The 23206-nt window shown below is 39.7% G+C and carries 20 protein-coding genes; 17 read left to right on the plus strand and 3 right to left on the minus strand.

All coding sequences use genetic code 11. The features are described 5' to 3' along the window. Positions 1-116: 116 nt before the first annotated feature. The 3 genes from QQ041_RS02705 to QQ041_RS02715 all read left to right on the plus strand — a co-directional run bounded on the left by QQ041_RS02705 (position 117) and on the right by QQ041_RS02715 (position 4176). Complete coding sequence (locus tag QQ041_RS02705; protein WP_123311747.1) at positions 117-1250, plus strand: polysaccharide export protein; 1134 nt, start codon at positions 117-119, stop codon at positions 1248-1250. A gap of 151 nt (positions 1251-1401) precedes the next feature. Continuing rightward, the gene (locus tag QQ041_RS02710; protein WP_055320062.1) at positions 1402-1842 is read left to right on the plus strand and encodes a low molecular weight protein-tyrosine-phosphatase; all 441 of its coding nucleotides are present in this window, start codon (positions 1402-1404) and stop codon (positions 1840-1842) included. Between the two features lie 162 nt (positions 1843-2004). After that, entirely contained in the window at positions 2005-4176 is a 2172-nt protein-coding gene (locus QQ041_RS02715) for a polysaccharide biosynthesis tyrosine autokinase (RefSeq protein WP_285953052.1), read from the plus strand. 461 nt (positions 4177-4637) lie between these two features. Here QQ041_RS02715 and QQ041_RS02720 read toward each other — a convergent pair whose 3' ends face one another. The 3 genes from QQ041_RS02720 to QQ041_RS02730 all read right to left on the minus strand — a co-directional run bounded on the left by QQ041_RS02720 (position 4638) and on the right by QQ041_RS02730 (position 6385). Beyond that, complete coding sequence (locus QQ041_RS02720) at positions 4638-4973, minus strand: hypothetical protein (RefSeq protein WP_004733275.1); 336 nt, start codon at positions 4971-4973, stop codon at positions 4638-4640. A 342-nt stretch (positions 4974-5315) separates the two neighbouring features. After that, the gene (locus tag QQ041_RS02725; protein WP_285953072.1) at positions 5316-5879 is read right to left on the minus strand and encodes an N-acetylmuramoyl-L-alanine amidase; all 564 of its coding nucleotides are present in this window, start codon (positions 5877-5879) and stop codon (positions 5316-5318) included. A gap of 32 nt (positions 5880-5911) precedes the next feature. Further along, entirely contained in the window at positions 5912-6385 is a 474-nt protein-coding gene (locus QQ041_RS02730; protein WP_285953053.1) for a hypothetical protein, read from the minus strand. 286 nt (positions 6386-6671) lie between these two features. On the opposite strand from QQ041_RS02730, the gene QQ041_RS02735 reads away from it, so the two are divergent. The 14 genes from QQ041_RS02735 (at position 6672) to gpmM (ending at position 23139) form a co-directional block, all read left to right on the plus strand. Further along, a complete protein-coding gene (locus QQ041_RS02735) occupies positions 6672-7781 on the plus strand; it encodes a helix-turn-helix domain-containing protein (RefSeq protein ID WP_285953054.1) in 1110 nt (369 codons plus the stop codon). A 168-nt stretch (positions 7782-7949) separates the two neighbouring features. Continuing rightward, positions 7950-8270 (plus strand): hypothetical protein, encoded by a 321-nt coding sequence (locus QQ041_RS02740; protein ID WP_285953055.1) that lies wholly within the window; start codon positions 7950-7952, stop codon positions 8268-8270. A 403-nt stretch (positions 8271-8673) separates the two neighbouring features. Further along, positions 8674-9804, plus strand: coding sequence for a non-hydrolyzing UDP-N-acetylglucosamine 2-epimerase (wecB, locus tag QQ041_RS02745; protein WP_285953073.1), 1131 nt, complete (start codon positions 8674-8676; stop codon positions 9802-9804). A 37-nt stretch (positions 9805-9841) separates the two neighbouring features. Then, on the plus strand, positions 9842-11173 hold the full coding sequence (locus QQ041_RS02750; protein WP_285953056.1) for a hypothetical protein: 1332 nt from the start codon (positions 9842-9844) through the stop codon (positions 11171-11173). 3 nt (positions 11174-11176) lie between these two features. Beyond that, the gene (locus QQ041_RS02755; protein WP_285953057.1) at positions 11177-12304 is read left to right on the plus strand and encodes a glycosyltransferase family 4 protein; all 1128 of its coding nucleotides are present in this window, start codon (positions 11177-11179) and stop codon (positions 12302-12304) included. Then, positions 12297-13634 (plus strand): O-antigen polymerase, encoded by a 1338-nt coding sequence (locus QQ041_RS02760; RefSeq protein WP_285953058.1) that lies wholly within the window; start codon positions 12297-12299, stop codon positions 13632-13634. The genes QQ041_RS02755 and QQ041_RS02760 overlap by 8 nt, the downstream gene beginning before the upstream one ends. Beyond that, positions 13621-14697, plus strand: coding sequence for a glycosyltransferase family 4 protein (locus tag QQ041_RS02765; RefSeq protein WP_285953059.1), 1077 nt, complete (start codon positions 13621-13623; stop codon positions 14695-14697). Before QQ041_RS02760 ends, QQ041_RS02765 begins: the two co-directional genes overlap by 14 nt. Further along, positions 14694-15995, plus strand: coding sequence for a hypothetical protein (locus tag QQ041_RS02770; protein ID WP_285953060.1), 1302 nt, complete (start codon positions 14694-14696; stop codon positions 15993-15995). Before QQ041_RS02765 ends, QQ041_RS02770 begins: the two co-directional genes overlap by 4 nt. Then, positions 15995-17272 carry a polysaccharide pyruvyl transferase family protein gene (locus QQ041_RS02775; protein WP_285953061.1) on the plus strand — a complete coding sequence of 426 codons (1278 nt, stop codon included), beginning with the start codon at positions 15995-15997 and terminating at the stop codon, positions 17270-17272. The genes QQ041_RS02770 and QQ041_RS02775 overlap by 1 nt, the downstream gene beginning before the upstream one ends. 5 nt (positions 17273-17277) lie before the next feature. Continuing rightward, the gene (locus tag QQ041_RS02780) at positions 17278-18204 is read left to right on the plus strand and encodes an NAD-dependent epimerase/dehydratase family protein (protein WP_285953074.1); all 927 of its coding nucleotides are present in this window, start codon (positions 17278-17280) and stop codon (positions 18202-18204) included. After that, positions 18204-18752, plus strand: a complete 549-nt coding sequence (locus QQ041_RS02785) for a sugar transferase (protein ID WP_285953062.1) — start codon at positions 18204-18206, stop codon at positions 18750-18752. The genes QQ041_RS02780 and QQ041_RS02785 overlap by 1 nt, the downstream gene beginning before the upstream one ends. A 337-nt stretch (positions 18753-19089) precedes the next feature. Beyond that, positions 19090-21027: a nucleoside-diphosphate sugar epimerase/dehydratase gene (locus QQ041_RS02790; RefSeq protein WP_285953063.1), complete on the plus strand. Its 1938-nt coding sequence runs from the start codon at positions 19090-19092 to the stop codon at positions 21025-21027. Between the two features lie 171 nt (positions 21028-21198). Next, the gene (locus tag QQ041_RS02795; RefSeq protein WP_239918972.1) at positions 21199-21381 is read left to right on the plus strand and encodes a hypothetical protein; all 183 of its coding nucleotides are present in this window, start codon (positions 21199-21201) and stop codon (positions 21379-21381) included. A 225-nt stretch (positions 21382-21606) separates the two neighbouring features. Further along, entirely contained in the window at positions 21607-23139 is a 1533-nt protein-coding gene (gene gpmM, locus QQ041_RS02800) for a 2,3-bisphosphoglycerate-independent phosphoglycerate mutase (protein WP_081230130.1), read from the plus strand. The last annotated feature ends 67 nt before the right edge of the window (positions 23140-23206 follow it).

Here is a 23206-nt window from a genome sequence, read left to right on the forward strand (position 1 = left end):
TTATTTTTCCACGTCAGCGCTATTTAAAGCCGCATAGCTGATAAAATTACGCGCTTAACTTCCTTTGGTGTCCTTTTGGGGATCACAATACATTCCACCTCTATTACTTGGTTAACATGAAGATCAATAAAAATCGTCTCCTTTTCGCGCTTATACCTGCATTGCTTGTAGGGTGTACGACTCCAGGTACTCACCTGTCTACTGGTGGTAAGAATGTGATTCAGCCTTCTGAGGAGCAGCAAGAGTCTGATATTTCTGAAGTGGTGAATGTGTATCCGCTGACGGCACAGCTAGTATCAACTTACCAAACGGGTACATTGTCGGTGTCACAAGCCAACCCTGAACTCGACGTAGACATCGCAAAGTATGAATACAAAGTCGGTGTGGGCGATATCTTAAATATCACGATCTGGGATCACCCTGAACTGACGATTCCTGCGGGCTCTTACCGTAGTAGTACCGAAGCGGGTAACTGGGTTCATGCAGACGGCACCATCTTCTACCCGTACATTGGTACAGTAGAAGTGGCAGGAAAAACCGTTCGTGAAATTCGTTCTGATATAGCGGAACGTTTGGCGAAATACATCGAAAGCCCTCAAGTCGATGTGAACGTAGCGGCTTTCCGTTCTAAGAAAACCTACATTACTGGCGAAGTGTCTAAACCTGGCCAGCAGCCAATCACTAATATCCCACTAACATTACTGGATGCCGTGAACCGTTCTGGCGGTTTGTCTGAAGATGCTGATTGGCGTAATGTGTCATTAACCCGCAATGGTGTGGAAGAGAACCTTTCGCTTTATGGCTTAATGCAACGTGGTGACCTAACGCAAAACCGCTTACTGCAAGCAGGCGATATTGTTCACGTACCGCGTAACGATAATCAGAAAGTGTTTGTGATGGGGGAAGTGAAAGAGCCTAAGTTATTAAAGATTGATCGCGTTGGGATGAGCCTAACCGAAGCACTCAGCAACGTAGGTGGTATTAATGAACTCACTGCCGATGCAACGGGTGTGTTTGTAATTCGTACTTCTGATGATAAATCAGAACGCATGGCGGACATCTACCAACTGGACATCGAAGATGCATCAGCCTTAGTGATTGGCACCGAATTTGATTTAAAGCCTTACGATATTGTTTACGTAACGGCCGCACCAATAAGCCGTTGGAACCGTGTGATAGGACAGTTGCTTCCGACCATCAATGGATTTAACAACCTAACCGAAGGTATGTTGCGCGTTCGTAATTGGTAATAACTGAAGATTAATAATCAGGTTGCATTTAGCGTGTGACCTGATTTTTTACATCTAGAAGTAAATCTTGTTTGTAAGCACGTTCAGTTTATAAATGCATTCGGTTTACAGATGCATTGGGTTTACGAAAAACTAACGCTATAAGTGAATTATGTTTAATAAAATTTTAGTCGTATGCGTGGGCAACATTTGTCGTTCCCCGACGGGAGAGCGAGTTTTACAAAACTTGCTTCCAAACAAAGAAGTGGCCTCTGCCGGTATAGCTGCTGAAAAAAGCCGTTTAATTGGTAAGCCTGCAGACGATACTGCGATTTTAATTGCCGCTGAAAATGGTGTCGATGTTGAAAATCATCAGTCTCAGCAAGTCACGCCACAGCTTTGTGCACAGTATGACTTGATCTTGGTGATGGAGAAGGGCCATTTAGAAGCGCTCACTCAAATATCGCCAGAGGCACGTGGTAAAACCATGTTGTTTGGTCAGTGGATTGGCCAAAAAGACATTCCTGACCCTTACCGTCAAAGCCGCGAAGCGTTTGAACACGCTTATCAGCTGATTGACGAAGCGGCACAAGCTTGGGCAAAAAAGCTGTAATTGATAGAGAAAATATTCAGTTAAGCTTTAAAGAAAATATCTAGTTAAGATTTAGATATACCCAGTAAACCTGTGACACATAGCCACCAATAGAATCATATAAAAGAGAAGTGCGCGGAGCGTATTTCTCTTCAAAAAACTAGTTTAGGAAGTAGCAATCTGATGACAACACAAACCTCTCAGCAATCGCATACAGAGAACTCTGATGAGATCGATTTAGGAAAACTGCTTGGCATTCTGCTGGACGCTAAATGGCTAATCATGCTGACCACATTCGCTTTTGCTGTGTTTGGTATTGCGTTTGCATTGCTTTCAACGCCGATATACAAAGCCGATGCACTGATTCAAATTGAAGAGAAGAGCTCTGGCGGTATTTCATCGATGGTCGGTGACATGGGCGAGTTGTTCTCTCAAGAATCTTCTGCGACGACAGAAGTGGAGATCATCAAATCTCGTATGATCTTAGGTGAAACGGTTGATAAGTTTAACCTAACGACGGTGACATCACCGAACTATGTACCCATCGTCGGTAAGGGTTTTGCTCGCTTAACCGGTGACATCAATCACATCGCAGTGAGCCGCTTTACTTTGCCAAGCTATGCGAGCGGTTACGAACACACGATCCAAATTCTCGATGCCGAGAAAGGCACTTACCAACTGGTTCGTGACGATGAGCGCATTATCTTAAAAGGCCAAGTGGGTGAGCTAGCGACAGTCGATGACTACAGTTTGTTTGTGGCAGGTTTTGAATCGCATAATGATTTTGAATTCTCTATTGCGAAACAAAGCCGATTAGAAGCAATCGAATGGTTGAAAAAATCGTTGTCTCTGTCTGAGCAAGGTAAGCAGACTGGTATTTTGAAGTTAAGCTTTGAAGGTGAAAACAAGCAGCAGATTTCTGAAATCCTCAATCACATTAGTCAGATTTACTTCTTACAAAATGTGAAGCGTAACTCAGCAGAAGCAGAGAAGAGCCTCTCTTTCTTAGAAAGCCATCTTCCGGGTATTAAATCTGAGCTGACGGGTTATGAAGACGTACTAAACAATTACCGCCAAAAGAACGAATCGATCGACTTGGGTTTAGAAGCACAATCAACCCTGAAGGTAATGGTAGAGCTTGAAGCGCAATTGAATGAACTGACGTTTAAAGAGAGTGAAATCAGCCAGCGCTTCACTAAAGATCACCCAGCCTACAAAGCTCTGCTTGATAAGCGTAAAACGCTATTGGGTGAGAAAGAGCGCCTGAACAAGCAAGTACAAAAGCTACCGAAAACACAACGTGAAGTACTGCGTATGACGCGTGATGTTGAAGTAAACCAACAGATCTACATCCAGCTATTGAACAAGGTTCAAGAACTCAGCATCATCAAAGCGGGTACCGTCGGTAACGTTCGTATCTTAGATGACGCGCAAGCTTATGCTCGCGCTGTAAAACCTAAGAAGCCGCTGATTGTTGTATTAGCAACACTATTAGGTGGCATGCTAAGTGTCGCGTTTGTATTAGTGAAAGCGGCGTTCCACCGTGGTGTGGAAAGCCCAGATCAAATTGAACAAATCGGCCTTCCGGTTTACGCCGCGGTACCAAAATCTGATTTACAGATAGAGCTAACTAACCGCTTTAAATCGAAGAAGCAGCAAACCAAGGGGACGCAAGCACTGCTTGCCGAATCGAACCCTGCGGATCTTTCGGTTGAAGCACTGCGTGGCCTTCGTACCAGCTTGCACTTTGCGATGCTAGAAGCGAAAAACAACGTCTTGATGATCTCTGGTCCTGCGCCGGGCATCGGTAAATCTTTTATCTCGACCAACTTTGCCGCGGTAGCCGCAAAAACAGGCCAAAAAGTGCTGTTGATTGATGCGGATATGCGTAAAGGTTACCTACAACAAAGCTTTGGTGTGAAATGGGACAACGGCCTTTCTGATGTATTAAGCAGTAAGCAAGAGTTCGCTCAATCCGTTAAAACCACACCAGTAGAAAACCTACATATTATTACTCGCGGCCAAGTGCCACCCAACCCATCTGAACTGCTGATGCACCCACGCTTTGCGGAACTAATGGAATGGGCTTCAAAAGAGTATGACTTGGTAATTGTCGATACCCCACCAGTACTCGCAGTAACCGACCCAAGTATTGTTGGCGCCTTCGCTGGCACCACATTAATGGTTGCTCGTTACGGCCAAAACACCATTAAAGAGATCGATGTCGCTCGCAACCGCTTCGAACAATCCGGTATCGAAGTGAAAGGCGTTATCTTCAACGCCATCGAGAAGAAAGCATCAAGCTCGTACGGCTACGGTTACTACAACTACGCATATTCGAGCGACAAGAAGTAAAGAAAGCAGTAACGAGATGCGAGTAACCGGGTAAACGAAGAGCAGAAAGGCAGATACGGGATTCGAGTTATCGAGTATCGAAAAAATAAGAGCTAAATGGCAGATACGGGATGCGAGTAACCGGGTAAACGAAGAGCAGAAAGGCAGATACGAGATTCGAGTGGCGAGATACGAAAAGCGCCGCTCTTTGCATCTCGTTTACTCGTCACTCGTATCTATTCTTTACCCACTCGAATCCGCTCTTAAGCCTTTCGCATCTCGTTTACTCGCTACCCGCATCTGCTCTTAAGCCTTTCGCATCCCGTTTACTCGCTACCCGCATCTGCTTTAAGCTCTTCGCATCCCGCTTACCCGTCACCCGCATTTGCTCTTTTAGCTCTTCGCATCCCGTTTATCCGTTACCCGCATCCGCTCTTAGTCTCTTCGCATCCCGTTTACTCGCTACTCGCATCTGCTTTTTTCTATTTCTTCACCACCCCACCCGTTAAATACAATCCAATCGCCGCTAACACCGGATAACCAAACGCTTCATTGGTCATTTCCCCCAAGGGTTTCCAATCGTAGCCGTGCATACAACCTAGAATCACCATCACATGCAGTGCCACATAAGGAATGGTGAACAACAACACAATGTAGCGTTGTACCAACTTAAAAGGTTCATACGCTTTAAGCAGTGCCAGCTTGTGCTTCGCTTTTTCTTCATCAGTAAAAAACATCGCATCTCCTGTGTTGGTGAGTGCATCTAACCCTTTGCTAATGGAAGACTGACTCCCAAATATTCTTCCGAACAATGTCATACTGCTCCTTGGTTGATTGATGGTTATATACCGCCTTTCTCGTCACTCCCGCTCTTAAGCCTTTCGCATCTCGTTCACTCGAATCTCGTATCTGCTCTTCAGCTCTTAATCTCTTCGCATCTCGCTTACCCGCATCCCGCTACTGCTCCTAAGCTCTTCACATCTCGTTTACCCGCATCCCGAATCTGCTCCTCAAGCCTTTCGCATCTCGCTTACCCGAATCCCGCATCTGCTCTTTTAGCTTTTCGCATCTCGCTTACTCGCATCCCGCAACTGCTCTTCGCATCCCGCAACTGCTCTTGAGCTCTTCGCATCTCGCTTACTCGCATCCCGTATCTGCTCTTAAGCTTTTATCTTCAAAACAGGACACGCTTTATTCACGCCCCAATCTTTATGCCCCTTCACATTCTCATCTGAAATCAAGAACTGCTCTTGCAAGGCTGCCACTAAACCAAACAACGCCTTGCGCTGCGCAAGTGTGAAGTTATCCTCTGGTTGCAGCTCGGCATTACAACCGCCGATCATACAAACCCCAATATTGCCTTTGTTGTGTCCTTTCACATGTGCGCCGGTTTGTGACAGTGGCCTGCCAAGTTCGACATCCCCATTGCGACGAATCACAAAGTGATACCCGACATCGCGCCAGCCTCTCTTTTTATGCCATCGGCGAATCTCGGCTACGTCTACATCTTGCTGTGGCGGCGTGGCGCTACAATGCACAGTGATAAAAGAATATGGCGGACAAAAAGGTAAGCGGAGTAAAACTGAAACCAAGCTTAGAGCATAGGAAGCAGGAGATAAGCAAGGCTCTAACGAAGGGATGAGCTCTATAGAGTCGCCCTGTTCTTGTAAGTCAGCCGGTTCTCGTGAACCTGAAGGCTCTTCCGTGCTAGCTCGCTCTTGCAAACAGGTCGGCTCTTGCAAAATAGCAGGCGCTTCTAACGGCTGGTGTGGAACTCGATCAGTTGCTGGTGGAGTGTTTGACAAAATAAATCCTCGTGTTGTTGTAACCAAGTAATTAAAGACGTTGATAACGATTCTTCAAAATTAGGGTGCAGTGCGATGTGTTGTCGCAAACTGGCGACGACGGTTTTTGCATAGCCGGGGTGGTGGCTGACATAACGTAAATACATCACGTAATAACCCAGTGGCTGCCTGCGCCGTGCTCGGCTGATCATCCAACAAGTATCCCCATAGCTGGGGACGTCACCGAATTCACCCTCATTAAAATAACAACCTTCCATTTGGCTTTCTTTATAATCGCCGGCTTCATAGCTCAGTACTTGGCCAGACCCATCACTATCACTAAAAAATAACGGCTGGCGTGATTGATTCAGGGAATTAACACGGCACTCGAGGCTCGCCATTCCGGGTTGGTACGCTGAAATAAAAAGAGAAACTATCGCCTTCATTAAGCACCTTATTGCTGCATGGGGAGGGCAATGTACTTCAACATTCTTGATTGGGGTTGGCGGTAATAGCGCGAAAATGGAGGGACACAGAAAAGTGAGAAGTGCTTCGAAAAATCACAGATCAATAAGGCTGGTGTTGCATATCTATCCGAGGCGTTTAACCAAACATCTTTTCTTACAACTTATCTCATGGGCGTTTTGCCCCTAAAGCGCCAAAAAGTGTTGTTAATGCTCTGTATATCAATGGATTTCTATACGAATGACTAATTAACAAGGAGCGTTAACCATGTGTGTTTCTCTAATTCTTTCTTTCATCCCATTAAAAACCGGCTCGCCGATAAGTAAGTTGGTGTTATTAAAATTGGCCGATAACGCCGACGCGCGCGGCGTGTGTTTCCCATCCTTAAATTACTTAGCACAATATTGCGAAGTGTCGGTAAGAACCGTTAAGCGACACGTTAACGAACTCGAGAAACAAGGGTTTGTGAAGCGGATAAAGCGGTTTGATGATTCAGGACGCCAGCGCAGCAATATATATCAGCTGCGCCTACCCAACGACAGCCACATTCAGCAGGCCGATCTAGACCAAGCGAATCAAGAGAACACTAATGTAGAACAAACAGGTTTACCGCCAGCCTCGTCGAAATATCCACAGAAAACAGAGCTCGCAAAGAAAACAGACCATTCAGACACTCCCCTGGGTGACTCAAGATCCAACACGGAGAGTGATCATCCTGCACACATAATCTTTCATAAAGAACACAAAACAGACATTCCTTGTGAAGAGCCCCTTCATTGCGAAGATAAAGAAAATGCTACATCCCAAACAGAAAGTACCAATCAAGGAAGCTCAAAGAGTGAAGCTGTGATTCACCTGCTCACCAAAGAAGGCAGCGCGCCGATTTACCATGAGTTCACCACAATATTAGAATGCACCTACCCCAAGTTAGATGTGCTGCAAGAACTGCATGCCATGCAAGCCTGGCTGTACATCAACCCCGATAAGCGCAAACCCTTTGAGCACATTGGCCATTTTGTGAATGGCTGGCTAAGAAGAAGCGCCCAAGCCAAGGCGAAGCGAGACTCATCGCCAGTCTTTAAGCAAACAAGAGCGGCTAAACAAGCCAAAGCGGTTAAGCAAACACAAGCGGTGAAACCCTCAAAGAAAGCTAGATCAAGAAAAGCCGTAGGATCGATAAAGGCAGATGCGCCCACAACAGCTTCAAACCAAGCGCAGCCAATCAAAAGTAATCACGCTGAAAGCAAATCTCAACAACCCACACCTGTCTCTCAGGCCCTCGCGGACTACAAAGCCAAAAGCACCACCAACCCGTTTGAAGCGCGTATCAAGGCCCTAGTTCAATCCAAATCGCTCGGCACGGATTCTAAGCAGTGATCATCCGATTATTCGCAGACGAAGCGCTTGTTCACACAGCCCAAAGCTATTGAAAACCAATAACTTAGTAAACCACAAGCTTAGGCAAACCGAAGGCGAAGGCAGACCAAACGTGAATACAGACAAAAAACGTCAAGAGACAAAAGTAGAATTAAGGAAGAGGGCAGCATGGACGATATCAGCCTAAAAAAACTGACAACAAAAGAAAAAGTCACCATTTTAGAAAAAGAGGTAGCGCGAGTAGAAGGGCGCATTGGCGAGTTCTTGAAACTGCTGGTTAACCACTACCCACAAGGGCTAACTCGCACAGAGATTAAAGCGTTATTGGTTGTAAACAACAACCCAAGCTTCGTCTCGCTATACCGCAACGGCAATATTTTCATTGATATAGAAAAGCGCTATTGCGATGCAGCACAAGAAAACAGGTACCACATAGGGACTCAGTATTTACAAGACGTACAATGTTCCCGCTGGGTCAATGCTTTGTGAGGCACTTGTCAGAATAAGGTAAATTGCAAACTGGTCAATATGCACTTGATTTGCTAGAATACGCAGCAAATTAAAACCGTATGAAAAACGTATAAACCTGAAGCACAGTGAAAAATTGTGATTCATTGCCTGTAGGAGCCAAACCTAAGGGCGGTAGCGTACCTAAATACGAGTGGCTAGCAAGTTAAAAAGAGCAGCAAGCCTAAAGGCTGAAAAATCCGTTTTGGTGGCCTATTGGGGCGGTTTTAAAAAATAAGCAAAATCTAGGTTTTATAAGGGATTGTCCGCAATAGACTGTCTCAAAATGAATAAAAAATGTCTCAGTGGCTTCAAAGAGGTTGAGGCAATAAGTTTAAAAAAATCACTTCTTTTAATTTCATCAGTTGGTTGGAAATTCAATAAAATGACTAAGAAAAAAATTCTTACGGTTTTTGGCACACGTCCAGAAGCCATCAAAATGGCACCTTTGGTTCATGCTTTAGCCGCCGATGAGCGCTTTGAAGCAAAATGTTGTGTAACCGCACAGCACCGTGAAATGCTTGACCAAGTATTAGAGTTGTTTGAAATTACACCTGACTACGATTTGAATTTGATGAAAGCTGGTCAAACGCTTAACGAAGTGACTGCTCGTATTTTGTTAGAGCTTAAACCCGTGCTCGAAGAGTTTGAACCTGATGTAGTTTTAGTTCACGGTGACACAGCAACAACGTTTGCTGCAAGCTTAGCCGCTTACTACGAGCAAATCGCCGTCGGTCATGTGGAAGCTGGGCTTCGTACTGGCAATATTTACTCGCCATGGCCTGAAGAAGGTAATCGCCGATTGACTGGCGCGTTAACTAAGTATCACTTTGCACCAACTACAACTTCACAAGAAAATCTTCTAAAAGAAAATTTTAATCCAGAAGACATTAGCGTTACTGGTAATACAGTGATTGATGCGCTGTTGATGGTAAAAAACAAAATTGACTCTGATAGTGATTTGAACGCAACACTTTCCGCTCTGTTTCCGTTTTTAGACGCGAGTAAAAAACTTATTTTGGTTACTGGTCATCGCCGTGAAAGCTTTGGTGGAGGTTTTGAGCGTATTTGTGAGTCACTCGCTATCACAGCAAAAGCACATCCAGATACGCAAATTCTGTATCCGATGCATCTTAATCCAAACGTTCGTGAACCTGTTAATCGTATTCTAGCTGACATTGATAACATTCATCTTATTGAGCCTCAGCAATATTTACCATTTATTTATTTAATGAGCCGCGCCCACATCATTTTGACCGACTCGGGTGGTATTCAAGAAGAAGCGCCTTCATTAGGTAAACCTGTATTGGTGATGCGTAATACAACAGAGCGTCCTGAAGCTGTAGCTGCTGGAACTGTTAAGCTGGTCGGTACAGATGTAAAGAAAATTACAGAGAGTCTTGATTTGTTGCTAGGCGATGAAGATGAATATAAAAAAATGAGTTTTTCCCATAACCCATATGGTGATGGGAAAGCAAGCCTACGTATTATTAACGCTATTTTAAATAATGACTAGTATAAAAAAAAATGTATTGACGAACATTCTAAGAGCTATGGCTAGTAATGCTCTTGGTATATTCGCTTCTGCATTTATAATATTAGTTTTACCAAAGTTTATTGGCTTAGAAGAATATAGCTACTGGCAGTTGTACATTTTCTATGCATCTTATGTCGGTTTCTTGCATTTAGGCTGGAGTGACGGTTTTTATTTGTATAATGGTGGAAAAGATTTTGAATCGATAAATAAGGAGAGAACTTCCGCTAATTACTATTTTTTCATATTATGTCAGGTTTTTTTGGCTACAAGCATAGTTATCATATCCACCATGCTAAGTGACAACTATTCTCAAGTTGTTTTTTATATTGCGCTTTGTTTATTATTAACTAATATTAGAAGTTATAGCCAATTTCTATTACAAGCAACAAGTAGAATAAAAGAATACTCAAGCATCATTATTATTGAAAAAGTAATTTTAGTAATTGGTGTAACGATAGTATTATTGTTTTATGATGTTGAATTTGAAAAGATCATCTTAGTTGATCTTTTTTCTCGACTTGTTGCTTTGATTATTTCTTCTTATAGATGTAAAAGTGTACTTTATTATCAGAATGTAAACTGCAAAAATTTAATAATAGGTTTTAAAGACACAAAAAAATATGTATCCTCAGGATTCAAGTTAATGTTCTCATTCATTTGTAGTTTACTCATATTTGGTGTGGTCAGGTATATGATTGAAGCTAAATGGGGTATTTTGGCTTTCGGGGAAGTTTCACTAACATTAAGTTTAGCTACATTATTTGTAGTATTTATAAACTCTATTAGTATTGTATTATTCCCTGTTTTAAGAAACATCAATGAAGAACTTAGGAAAGAAGTATATATTAAAATAAGGTTTTACCTTTTCATGTTTTTACTGATTTTGTGTAATTTATATTTCCCATTGAATAAAATAATGTCACTTTGGTTACCTGATTTCAATAACGCATTGGAATACCTACCTTTAGTTTTCCCAATAATGCTATTTGAAACTAAAACATCGATATTGACAAATTCTTACATGAAAGCTTTAAGGAAGGAATCAGACTTACTTAAAGTAAACATATTTACCTTAGTTTTGTCAGTTATATTTAGCTCGATAATATATGTATATAGTGATACTTTAGAAAACTGTTTGATATTATTAGTTATTGTGTCATTTACTAAATATGTAGCTTCAGATTTTCTTTTGTCAAAAAATATGAAAACTATGGAGTATAAATATTGGATTCTTGATTTTTTATTTGTAGTTACATTTATGACATTAGCTAGCGGTGATTATGAATATGTATATACTATGTTAACATTTCCATTACTCCCATTATTAATATATAAGATTATCAAATAGAATATGAAAAAAGTATTATTTGTAGCAACGGTTGATCAGCATATTAGACATTTTCATATACCATATCTTCGGTGGTTCAAAAGTAAAAAATTTCAAGTATCTGTGGCCTCAAATGGAAATGAAAATGTTCCATATGTTGATGTTAAATATGATGTTTCCTTTGAAAGGAGTCCATGGTCTTATAATAATTTTAAGGCTTTCTTGACGCTGAAGAAATTATTGAAAGAAAATCAGTACGACATTATTCATACCCACACTCCGGTAGCGAGTATATTAGTTAGATTAGCTAATTTTATTACTGGGAAAACGGCCAAAATAATATATACGGCACATGGATTTCATTTTTATAAAGGTGCAAAATTAATCAACTGGTTGCTCTATTATCCAGTGGAAAAAATACTATCATATAAAACAGACACTCTTATTACAATTAATGATGAGGATTACAATTCCGCTATTCGTAATAAATTTGGTTGTGGAAATGTCTATTTAGTAGATGGTGTTGGTGTGAATTTGGACAAATACAAAGCTCCGTCTGAAAATGAGAAATTAAAACTACGTGAAATAAATAATTTAGGTGAAAATGAATTTATTTTGATATACGTGGGTGAACTTAGTAAAAGAAAGAACCAAGAGTTGTTATTAGAGTCGATATCAAAGTTAACAACTCGAATTGATAACTTAAAGCTCCTATTAGTAGGTAAAGGGAATGAAGAAACTAATTTGCGTAAAAAATGTTCATTATTGAATTTAAATCATACGGTAGAATTTTTAGGTTATCGAAATGATATTAGTGACCTAATGAAACTATCTGATCTTTCAGTTTCTACTGCTTTACAAGAAGGGTTACCAGTCAATATTATGGAATCGCTATCCAGTGGTTTACCTTGTATCGTTACAAATTGCCGTGGGAATCGTGATATTATAAATGATGGTGTTAATGGCTTTGTTGTTGAAGATTATGACCCTGAATTATTTTCAGATAAAGTTTTTAAAATTTACAATGATAAATCTATTTATAGGAAAATTAAGTTTAATACAATACCATCAGTTGAGAAATACTCTGATAAAGAAGTATTAAAAGCGATGAGTAATATTTATTCTGAGTATATAGGTAACAAGAGTGAATAGGTCAAAAATATTAGCAATGCTAATTCTAGTCTGCTTGATATTTAATGTTAACTACTTAGATTCTTTAGCTGGTTGGCTTATATTTATATCACAAATTATGATAATAATGGGTGTTTTCATATGTTACAATAAGATAAGTGATATATTTAGCCCTATAGTCATAACTTATGTCGGCATGTTAATACCTTTTTCTATAAAAGGTATGTACATACTAGAAGTTGATAAGTTTCCAAAAGATGATCTTGTTTTACCATTATTGTACTATTTGATCTTTATATTTTTCTTCACACTAGCATTGTTACTTAAAAATAAGAAATTAACATTGATTAGTTATAGAAATCTATCAAGTAGGGTTGTTGTTCGCTCTACTTTAATTATCAGATCATTGATTTTAGTTACTCTTGGTTTTGCGATTTATGGTATTAAGATGGGAACACTTAACCCTGCAGAGTTAATATCTAATGTACTAGCTAATCGAATTGATATGCAAAACTCCGGTGGTCTATATGTTCAAACATTCGTACTATTAACTTTACAAACTGCCTTGTTTATAAATGCAATTATTTATTTTAAAACAAAAAATAAGCTATTGCTACTTTCTACTTTTATTATATTGGTTATTAACTTTCTCGTGACATTTACGTTGGGAGGAAGAGGGATGATTATTGTACCAATATTAATGTTGTTTTTTTATAAATATAAAATAACCGGTCGTTCAGATTGGCTTAGAATAATATCATTTATATTTATATTTATAATATTTTCTGGTTGGTATGGAATGTACCGAGATGGGGTAACATCAGATAGTAATACTATCGTTATTTCTGATGTACTAGGTAATATATTAGATAGGTACGTACAGTTTGATAATTTTATCCGTGTCGTAAAAAATCCAGTTGATTATTATTTCGGTCAATCATTTGTAGACTTTTTGTCATCTCCAATTCCGAGAAGTATTTTTCCAGATAAGCCATATAATTTTAATTCACAGATGACACAGATATACCACCCGGCACAAGCTGAAAGGTTTCTCGTAACTGATTTTACTATGCTAAGTGAGTTACTTTTGAATTTTGGAATTATAGGTATAGTTATAGGGTCATTTTTATTTGGAAGATTGATATCCTACTTCAACTATGCATATAACTACTTTAATACAGACGATTTTTTCTTATTTTGGTATCCTTTCTTTATGTTGAAACCGATGAGTTATTTATATGGTGGCTTGATTAATTCTACAGTTAATATGATGGTTTTATTGGAAGTTCCCATACTTGTAATGTTATGGTTAGTTTATTCAACAAAAAGAAGTGGTTATGAAAGAATATAAAGTTTTATATCTTATATTAAATGGCTCACCATATGGCGGTTCCGAAAAACATGTGGTTGATATTGTTAATAATATAGATAATAAAGGTATAGATGCAAAATTAATTTATTCTGAAGGAAACTCTCTCATCGAGGGAATAAATAAGATAAGTATTACTACTCCCATGGGGCGTGGTTTTATTGACTTTTTTAAAATACTAATAATCATTAAAAATGAGAAGCCAGATATAATACATGCTCATGCAGCTAGAGCATTGATTTTCGCTCGCATGCTTAAGTTTCTTTTAACAAAATTTACAGACCAAAAAATTAAATTAGTTTCTACCTCGCATGGACTTTGGGTACCTCCCGATAAAAAAAAATTGCAGTTACACCGATTACTTCACTTGTTTAAAGGGCAAGATGATTTGACTTTGGCTGTTTCTAAATATTCTAGGTGTGAGCTAATTGAGCAAGGCTATAATAAAGATAAAGTTAAATATATTTATAATGGAATTGACTTTAGTAACTTCAATTCATCTAGAAATATTAAACGTAAAGTTGAAAATGTCACATTCGTAGGGCGCTTGACTGAACAGAAAGGTGTATCTCATCTAATGGACCTGATTGATAGAGAGTCATTAAACAGGGATGAAATTAAATTTGAGATATACGGTTCTGGGCATTTAGATACATATATAAACGATTATATAAAGGCTAAAAATTTAACTAATGTTAATGTTAAAGGCCATACTGATAATATTAAAGATGTGTTCTTAAAGACGGATCTCTTAATTGCACCTTCTATGGATGAAGGACTTCCTTATACATTAGTTGAAGCTATTAACTGTGGACTTCCAGTTGTCAGTACTGTGGTTGGAGGCATTCCTGAAATTGTGGAAAATGGGAAAAATGGATTTTTAGTCAAACCAGGTGATAGAGATGGTTTTTACCGAGCATTTTCTAAAATTAAGAAGGAAAATATCGAGAGTATGTCTAGAGAGTCAATTAGAATTTCACAAAAATTTGCACTTAACACGATGATTGATAGTATAGTATACGAGTATGAAGAGTGTTTAAAATGAAAAAGAATATAGTTGTTTTCATGTATAACTTCCCACCTCTTGGTGCCGGAAGAGGTATAGCATGGAATAAATTTTGTTCTCATTTAACGAACGAATATAATGTTAATTTGATAACTATCGAACCAAGTATAAATGATCCAATATATAACGAGTCAAAACTTGATGATATAAAGGATGACTTTACTATTCATAGAACGTCACCAGGTTTTTTGTATGGAAAAATGTATCCATCAAAAGTCAAATTTGATGAGAATTCAGATACTGTTGATTATGAAAAAAAATCTCTAGTCAAAAGTTTTATTAAGAAGGTATACAAATCGGTTTTTCGTTCTTGTATATTCCCCGATAGAATGATTTTTTGGAATAAAAGTGCGGAAAATAAGTTTCTAGACATAAATCGTGTAGATAGGGTTGATCTTATAGTAACAGTAGGCTTTCCTTTTTCAACTCATCTACTTGGTTATAAACTAAAAAGAAAGTTTGGCGTGAAATGGATCATGGATTATGGAGATCCATGGTCATTTAATCCATCGTCTGAAACAGTCCCTCACTTTCGCCGTTGGTTAGATCGTATCGTTGAAACAAAGATTATTAGATATAGTGATCATATAACGGTTACTACGGATACTACCAAACAAGCTTTTGAATCTAAATTCAAAAAATTACCGGATGTTAGTGTGGTAAAACAAGGTGTTGACTACGAGATGTTTCGCGCCGCTCGAGATACTGAAAATAAAAAATCAGAGGCTTTGAATTTATTCTATTCTGGTATCTTTTATAAAGACATTCGTAATCCCGAAGAATTCTTTCATGCAATATCAAAAGTAAAAAATATTCCGGTTAAAGTTAATATAATTATTGCCGGACATATGGAAGATTATGTTCTTAGTATGGTTAAGTCTACATCATTCCCTGATTGTATAAATATTAAATTTATTGGAAACATAAGATTCGATCAAGTGGTTAATTATCAAAGTAACTCTGATGGCTTGCTTTTTTTTGGTAATAAAGGTGCTCTTCAGGTCCCAGGTAAGATATATGAATACTTAGCATCTCGGACCCCTATATTTTCAGTGTCATATCAATATGACGCAGTTTCAGACATGATTGAATTTTATGGTCGTGGAGAAACTTCGCTCAATAGTGAAAGCAGTATAAAAGATAACTTTGAACGTTTTGTTATTAACTTGAATAGCAAAGTTGGTTCCTATAGCAATGAAGAAATAAAAGAATTTGATTGGGCTTATATTTCCAATGAAATGAATGATATAGTAAATACTGTTGTTGGAGATAAATAATGTGTAAGTTAGTAATTACTAATGGTTGGTCAGATCTTAATTCTGGTGATAGTGCTATAGTAATGAGTGTAATTCAACGTTTTTATATGGAATATGGAGATAAACTTTCCGTAACTGTTTTATCAGAACTCAATGAGGTCAATGAGTTTTATAGTGACAGTATTGACAAAATTATAGAAGTTTTTCCGAGTATATCTATAAAACTTATACCCTCTCCATTCAAAAAAACTTATAATGATAGCTATTTTGATAAAATGGCAGAAGTTGTTAGTTTTTTTAAAAATTTATCCCTGATACCTTTTAGCCGTTCCTCAAAGAACGATTATATTAGGGAAATACGTTCGGCTGATGTGGTTGTATCTAAAGGGGGGCACTTTATACATGATCGAAGAGGACTTCATAGTGTGGTTCATCTTATAAAATGTTTGTATCCAATAATTATAGCTAAGCATCTTGGTGTGAAATATTCACTATTAGCTCAATCCTACGGACCTTTTTATCAAGATACACTTCTGTCGAAGTTTAACACCTCATTAGTCAGATCTGTATTAAATAATTCTGAAGGTTTATCTGTGCGTGAGTCTGTGTCTATTGGCGCATTAGAGTTGATTGGTGTTGATAAAAATAAGACTTATTCTACAAGTGATTACGCATTTTTGATGAATGATATCGACTTGAAAAATTGTAGAAAATTTGATTATAACAATTTCTTTGTTGTTACTTTAAGGCAACATGATTTTAAAGATGAGAATGGCGAACAAGCCTATCTAGAATCAATGAAGAATTTATGCATAAATATTTATGAAAAATACTCTCTTTCCCCATTGATTGTACCTCACGTAAAAGGTCCAAATAGTTTTGAAAATGATATAATAATAACTAAGAAATTCGAGTCATTACTTGATGAAAAGCAAAAAGATATTTTTAAGTTTGAATATGAACATATGCACGCAATAGAGTTTATGCAGTTATATTCTAAAGCAAAAATATTGATTGGTACTCGTTTCCATTCTGTCATATTTGCACTTTGTTCTTCTGTTCCATCTTTCGCTATCTCATATTCCGGTTATAAAGCTAACATCATGAAGCAATTTTCTATGGATGATTTCATGATGAATATTGATGATGTTAATCACGAAAACTTAGATGTTCTAGAGAAAAGGGTATTTACTTTAATCGATAAGAACGATTTTTTTCGCGAGGAAATTAAAAATAGAATGGAACATGTTCGCAGGGAGATAATTGAAGATCCTGCTTTCAGCAACCTGAAAAAATAGGTGTTATTGTGCTAGGTATTACGGGCGGAAGTGGCTTTGTTGGAAAGTCTTTTATCAAGTTAATTAAAGAACAGAATATCTCATATAGATCTTTTGTTAGGAAACCTTGTTCAGATAAGTCTAGTTATACAATTGGTGACATTTCCTCTGATACAGACTGGCATGAAGCCTTATCACAAACCTCTGTTTTGATACATTTGGCATCTGTGGCTCATGGTAATGCTCAATCGGTATTAGATTACGAAAAAGTTAATTTTTTGGGGACATTAAATTTAGCTAAACAAGCTGCTGACGCCGGAGTTAAACGATTTGTATTTATTAGTTCTATTGGAGTTTTGGGTAATTCATCTTTCGATGGTAAATTTAAAGAAGATAATATAACAAATCCCCAAAATAATTATACAAAATCAAAGTTCGAGGCGGAAAAGGCATTAGTTAAATTGTCTGTATCAACTAATATGGAGGTTGTCATTATTCGTCCTCCATTAGTGTATGGTGTAGGTGCACCAGGCAATTTTGGGGCGTTAACTCGGTTAATTGACAAATTTCCACTATTGCCTTTTGGTTTGGTTTGTAATCAACGAGATTTTATTTCTGTCCAAAATCTAGCACATCTTTTGTCCGCCTGCGCTACACACCCAGACGCAGCAGGCCATACTTTTCTCGCTTCAGAAAGTGAAACAGTTTCCACGAAAGAATTTACAAATGCGATAGCGAAAGGGCTAAGAAAGAAAATATATCAGCTCCCTATCCCAGTAAGCATAATGCGATTTGCTGGGAAGTTACTTGGCAAGTCTGCGATGGTTGAACAGTTGGTTGGTAATTTACAGGTAGATTCATCGGACTTGAAAACAGTGTTAGGTTGGACGCCTCCATATACGATGGAAGAGTCAATGGCACTGTTAAAAGGACATAGTAAAGAGAGAAAATAATGATACGTATTTTAGATTTTTTAGCGGCATTTCTCGGTCTGTTGCTCTTATGGCCGATACTTTTAGTTGTTATTTTTATTGGTCTTTTTGATACGGGTTCGCCAATTTTTATTCAAGAACGTGTAGGTCGTAATAAAAAGCCCTTCAAGCTAATTAAGTTTCGTACTATGTCAGTTGAAACAAGATCGGTGGCAAGTCATTTAGCTAGTGATGCTTCCATCACAAAGTTGGGTGGTTTTTTACGTAAAACCAAAATCGATGAACTTCCGCAATTAATCAATGTTGTGAAAGGTGATATGAGTTTAGTCGGCCCACGCCCTAATCTATTTAACCAAGAAGAGTTGATTAGAGAGCGAGAAGAGCACGGTGTGTATGATGTTTTACCTGGTGTAACTGGCTTAGCTCAAGTTCAGAACATTGATATGTCTACACCGGAGTTATTGGCTAAAATGGATAAACAGATGATAGATACGCTGACCTTGAAAGATTACTTCAAATATATCTTGATGACAGCGACTGGCAGTGGCTCTGGTGATGCCGTTAAATAATTCCACCTTGAGAACGAATCCTTCTCTTTTCAACCCTTGCTCTTCTAATCATTGGCTTAATGGCTTAATGGCTTAATGGCTTAATGGCTTAATGGTTTGAGAGTTTCAGGCATGAGATTATTGTTCGTATAAGATACTGTCTTAGCAAGTCACAAACACCCCAATAGCTGAAAGCGCTCGAACTGTTGGGGTATTTATATCAATAACAGATTAAAGCGCGAATTAAATATTCGGGTTATCTTTTGCAAGTTCTCTTTGCGAATTTAAATAATGTTCAACACATCCCACTCATGCAGTCTTTGTGGTTTATTAAATACTCATAAATAAGAATAACTTTATGCAACGTCTAAACTTCATATGGCATCTTTCTCGTTTTAAAAAGCGGGTTATCAGTGTTTCTATTGATGCTTTACTCATTATATTCTCTCTGCACATTGCGTTGTGGACAAGGCTAGGCGATTTCCAATTTTTGAATGATGGCGATAATTTATTACTGACAGGCTTAACAGTAATAATGACGGTGCTTATATTTACTAAAATTGGGCTTTATCGCGCAGTACTTAGGTACCTCACCTTTCAAGCGCTGTTTGTGGTAACGGCAGGCGCAATATTGTCGGCAATTTCTTTGGCTCTGTTTGCGTATTACCTGCAAGAACCAGTCCCTCGTACGGTGCCTATTATTTACGGTGCTTATTTAGCTTTGTTATGTGGCGGCTCTCGTTTGGTGGTTCGCAATCTTGTCGCGACGACGTCAAAAGATATTCGTCAAGAAGTGCTGATTTACGGTGCGGGGTCTGGCGGCCGACAACTGGCTGTCGCGCTAAGAGCGTCTGAAAACTATCGAGTACGCGCGTTTATTGATGAAGATAAAACGCTCACCAATACCGTTATTTTGGGTTTGCCTGTTATTGATTTGGATAAAGCGGAAGGGCTAATTGAGAAGCACGACGTTTCTAAGATCTTACTCGCGATCCCAAGTGCCTCTCGTGCTCGTCGTAAGCAAGTGTTGGAGTTATTGGCGCAGCTGCCTGTTGAGATTCAAACCGTTCCTGAAATGGCCGATATTGTGTCAGGGAAAGCAAAAATTGATGAGCTTACTGATGTACCTATCGAAGATTTGCTCGGCCGTGATGCGGTTGCGCCTCAACAAGCACTGATGGAAGCCAACATCAAAGGCAAAGTGGTGATGGTGACCGGTGCTGGCGGTTCTATTGGTTCTGAACTTTGTCGCCAAATTCTCAAACAACAACCTAAAACATTAGTGTTGTTTGAAGTCTCTGAGTTTGGCTTGTACCAAATTGATCGTGAGCTTTCGCTCGTCAAAGAAACCAAAGGTTATGACGTGGAGATCGTTCCACTACTAGGCTCGGTACAGCGAACACATCGCTTGTTAACCTCAATGCAGTCTTTTGGTGTGCAGACGGTTTATCATGCCGCGGCTTATAAACACGTTCCTCTTGTCGAATACAACGTGGTAGAAGGTGTGCGTAATAATGTTTACGGAACTTACTATACCGCCAAAGCAGCGATTGAAGCGGGTGTTGAGTCTTTCGTGCTTATCTCGACAGACAAAGCGGTACGCCCAACTAACGTAATGGGCACCACCAAGCGTATGGCGGAATTAGGCCTACAAGCTTTGGCAGAACAAGAGAACCAAAAAGAGCACGGCACACGTTTTTGTATGGTTCGCTTTGGTAATGTACTTGGCTCGTCTGGCTCGGTTATTCCTCTGTTTAAAAGGCAGATTAAAGCCGGCGGCCCACTCACTGTTACCCACCGTGATATTACCCGTTTCTTTATGACTATCCCTGAAGCGGCGCAATTGGTTATTCAGGCGGGCGCTATGGGTAAAGGCGGCGATGTTTTCGTTCTTGATATGGGTGAATCGGTCAAAATCACAGACTTGGCAGCAAACTTGATTAACCTTTCAGGGCTGTCTGTTAAGAATGAAGAGAACCCTCATGGTGATATTGAGATCCAATTCTCTGGCCTGCGCCCTGGTGAGAAGTTGTATGAAGAGTTGTTGATTGGCGATAACGTATCCCCAACCGCTCATGAGCGAATCATGACGGCACAAGAAGTGTTCTTACCGATTAATGAATATGACACGCTACTTGAATCTTTGGATTTCGCTTGTCACAACCTACAACATGATGCGATTCGCCAGCTTCTTCTCGATGCACCAACCGGGTTTAAGCCGACAGATGGGGTGGGGGATTTGGTTTGGAATGCTGCTCAGTACAAAGAGACGCTCATTCTAGAACCTAGAACCTAGAACCTAGAACCTAGAACCTAGAACCTAGAACCTAGAACCTAGACCGATATTGGGTTCGGTGATGTGAATTATGACCTTCCGTTAGCATGTTTTTTACACAATTCTTTCGAAGGTGTTCTGTTTATTGTCCATAATTACTGTGAGCTTTAATAGCGAAATGAGGCAGTAATCATGATAATAGATATTTCATCTAATCAAGAAATTGAAGAAAGTTTGGATCAAATATTGTGGGATGATTTTAGCTTTCAATATGTTACCAACAAAACCACAGTGATAGAGCAACCGGTGGTGCATGATCTAAAGTCACAGGACGATGATGAAGATCATGACACTGAAATTAATCTTCTAAACTGAAGAGCCGTGAGGTTATTGTTGTTCCAGCTTTCCTATGTAGATGTAGGGATATAAACTTTCATATCCCTACTTTACGCCCTCCTAAAATGACGCTTTTTTTCACATTCGATCATCCTACCTGCGCCCTTTCTTGATCTTCCGCTACAGTTTTGACTGTAAACTGTAGTAAAATTACGCTAATTTGTTTTTATACCGATTTATTTTGAATTGAACGAGGTCAGTCCTATGTCAGCTAAGAAGCCAATGGCTCTAGTGATCCTTGACGGTTACGGTTACCGTGAAGACAACCAAGACAACGCTATCGCGAACGCTAAAACACCAGTATTAGACGGTCTTATTGCTAACCAACCTAACACGCTAATCTCGGCTTCTGGCTTAGATGTAGGCCTACCTGATGGCCAAATGGGTAACTCTGAAGTGGGTCACACCAACATCGGTGCGGGTCGCGTGGTATACCAAGATCTTACTCGTATCACTAAGTCAATTTCAGACGGCGAGTTCGGCCAAACTGAAACGCTAGTTAACGCTATCGATAAAGCGGTGAAAGCTGAGAAAGCGGTTCACATCATGGGTCTTATGTCTCCAGGTGGCGTTCACTCTCATGAAGATCACATCTACGCAGCGGTTGAAATGGCAGCTGAGCGTGGCGCAGAGAAAATCTACCTACACGCATTCCTAGACGGCCGTGATACGCCGCCACGTAGCGCAGAAAACACACTAGCTCGTTTCCAAGCGCTATTCGCTAAGCTAGGCAAAGGCCGTGTGGCTTCTCTTATTGGTCGTTACTACGCAATGGACCGTGATAACAACTGGGATCGCGTTCAAGAATCTTACGACCTTCTTACTCAAGCAAAAGCAGAATTCACATTCGATACAGCTGTTGCTGGCCTAGAAGCGGCTTACGCTCGTGACGAAAACGATGAGTTCGTTAAAGCGACTGAAATCAAAGCGGAAGGTGAAGAGTCTGCTGCTATCGTAGATGGCGATGCGGTTATCTTCATGAACTACCGTGCTGACCGTGCTCGTGAAATCACACGTGCATTCGTTCCTGATTTCGACGGCTTTGCTCGTAACGTATTCCCAGCGATCGATTTCGTGATGCTGACTCAATACGCAGCAGACATCCCACTTCTATGTGCATTCCCACCGGCTTCTCTAGAGAACACTTACGGTGAATGGCTATCGAAAGAAGGCAAAACGCAGCTACGTATCTCTGAAACAGAGAAATACGCGCACGTGACGTTTTTCTTCAACGGCGGTAAAGAAGACGAGTTTGAAGGCGAAGAGCGTCAGCTTGTTGCTTCTCCAAAAGTCGCGACTTACGACCTACAGCCAGAAATGAGTGCACCAGAGCTAACTGAAAAGCTTGTTGCAGCAATCAAAGGCGGCAAATACGACGCTATCGTTTGTAACTTCCCTAACTGTGACATGGTTGGCCACACTGGCGTTTACGATGCAGCGGTTAAAGCGGTAGAGTCGCTAGACGAATGTCTTGGTAAAGTGGTTGAAGCAATCAAAGAAGCCGATGGCCAACTGCTTATCACCGCTGACCACGGTAACGCGGAAATGATGGTAAACCCAGAAACGGGCGGCATCCACACGGCGCATACTAACCTACCAGTTCCACTTATCTACGTTGGCAACAAAGACGTTGAGTTCAAAGAAGGCGGTAAGCTGTCTGACCTTGCACCAACGATGCTTTCTCTGTCTGGTATCGCAATTCCGGCTGAGATGTCAGGTGACGTGATCGTTAAATAGCTTTTAACTTTCATCGAATACTAGAACGGCTGCACGCGAGTGTGGCCGTTTTTTTGTATCTGGAATT

It is taken from the genome of Vibrio sp. TMPB1044, assembly GCF_030442075.1.
GTDB lineage: Bacteria > Pseudomonadota > Gammaproteobacteria > Enterobacterales > Vibrionaceae > Vibrio > Vibrio satsumensis.

Coding starts and splice junctions, on each gene's coding strand:
- QQ041_RS02705 (WP_123311747.1), top strand. CDS start 117: ATGAAGATCAATAAAAATCGTCTCCTTTTCGCGCTTATACCTGCATTG.
- QQ041_RS02710 (WP_055320062.1), top strand. CDS start 1,402: ATGTTTAATAAAATTTTAGTCGTATGCGTGGGCAACATTTGTCGTTCC.
- QQ041_RS02715 (WP_285953052.1), top strand. CDS start 2,005: ATGACAACACAAACCTCTCAGCAATCGCATACAGAGAACTCTGATGAG.
- QQ041_RS02720 (WP_004733275.1), bottom strand. CDS start 4,973: ATGACATTGTTCGGAAGAATATTTGGGAGTCAGTCTTCCATTAGCAAA.
- QQ041_RS02730 (WP_285953053.1), bottom strand. CDS start 6,385: ATGAAGGCGATAGTTTCTCTTTTTATTTCAGCGTACCAACCCGGAATG.
- QQ041_RS02735 (WP_285953054.1), top strand. CDS start 6,672: ATGTGTGTTTCTCTAATTCTTTCTTTCATCCCATTAAAAACCGGCTCG.
- QQ041_RS02740 (WP_285953055.1), top strand. CDS start 7,950: ATGGACGATATCAGCCTAAAAAAACTGACAACAAAAGAAAAAGTCACC.
- wecB (WP_285953073.1), top strand. CDS start 8,674: ATGACTAAGAAAAAAATTCTTACGGTTTTTGGCACACGTCCAGAAGCC.
- QQ041_RS02750 (WP_285953056.1), top strand. CDS start 9,842: ATGGCTAGTAATGCTCTTGGTATATTCGCTTCTGCATTTATAATATTA.
- QQ041_RS02755 (WP_285953057.1), top strand. CDS start 11,177: ATGAAAAAAGTATTATTTGTAGCAACGGTTGATCAGCATATTAGACAT.
- QQ041_RS02765 (WP_285953059.1), top strand. CDS start 13,621: ATGAAAGAATATAAAGTTTTATATCTTATATTAAATGGCTCACCATAT.
- QQ041_RS02770 (WP_285953060.1), top strand. CDS start 14,694: ATGAAAAAGAATATAGTTGTTTTCATGTATAACTTCCCACCTCTTGGT.
- QQ041_RS02775 (WP_285953061.1), top strand. CDS start 15,995: ATGTGTAAGTTAGTAATTACTAATGGTTGGTCAGATCTTAATTCTGGT.
- QQ041_RS02785 (WP_285953062.1), top strand. CDS start 18,204: ATGATACGTATTTTAGATTTTTTAGCGGCATTTCTCGGTCTGTTGCTC.
- QQ041_RS02790 (WP_285953063.1), top strand. CDS start 19,090: ATGCAACGTCTAAACTTCATATGGCATCTTTCTCGTTTTAAAAAGCGG.
- QQ041_RS02795 (WP_239918972.1), top strand. CDS start 21,199: ATGATAATAGATATTTCATCTAATCAAGAAATTGAAGAAAGTTTGGAT.
- gpmM (WP_081230130.1), top strand. CDS start 21,607: ATGTCAGCTAAGAAGCCAATGGCTCTAGTGATCCTTGACGGTTACGGT.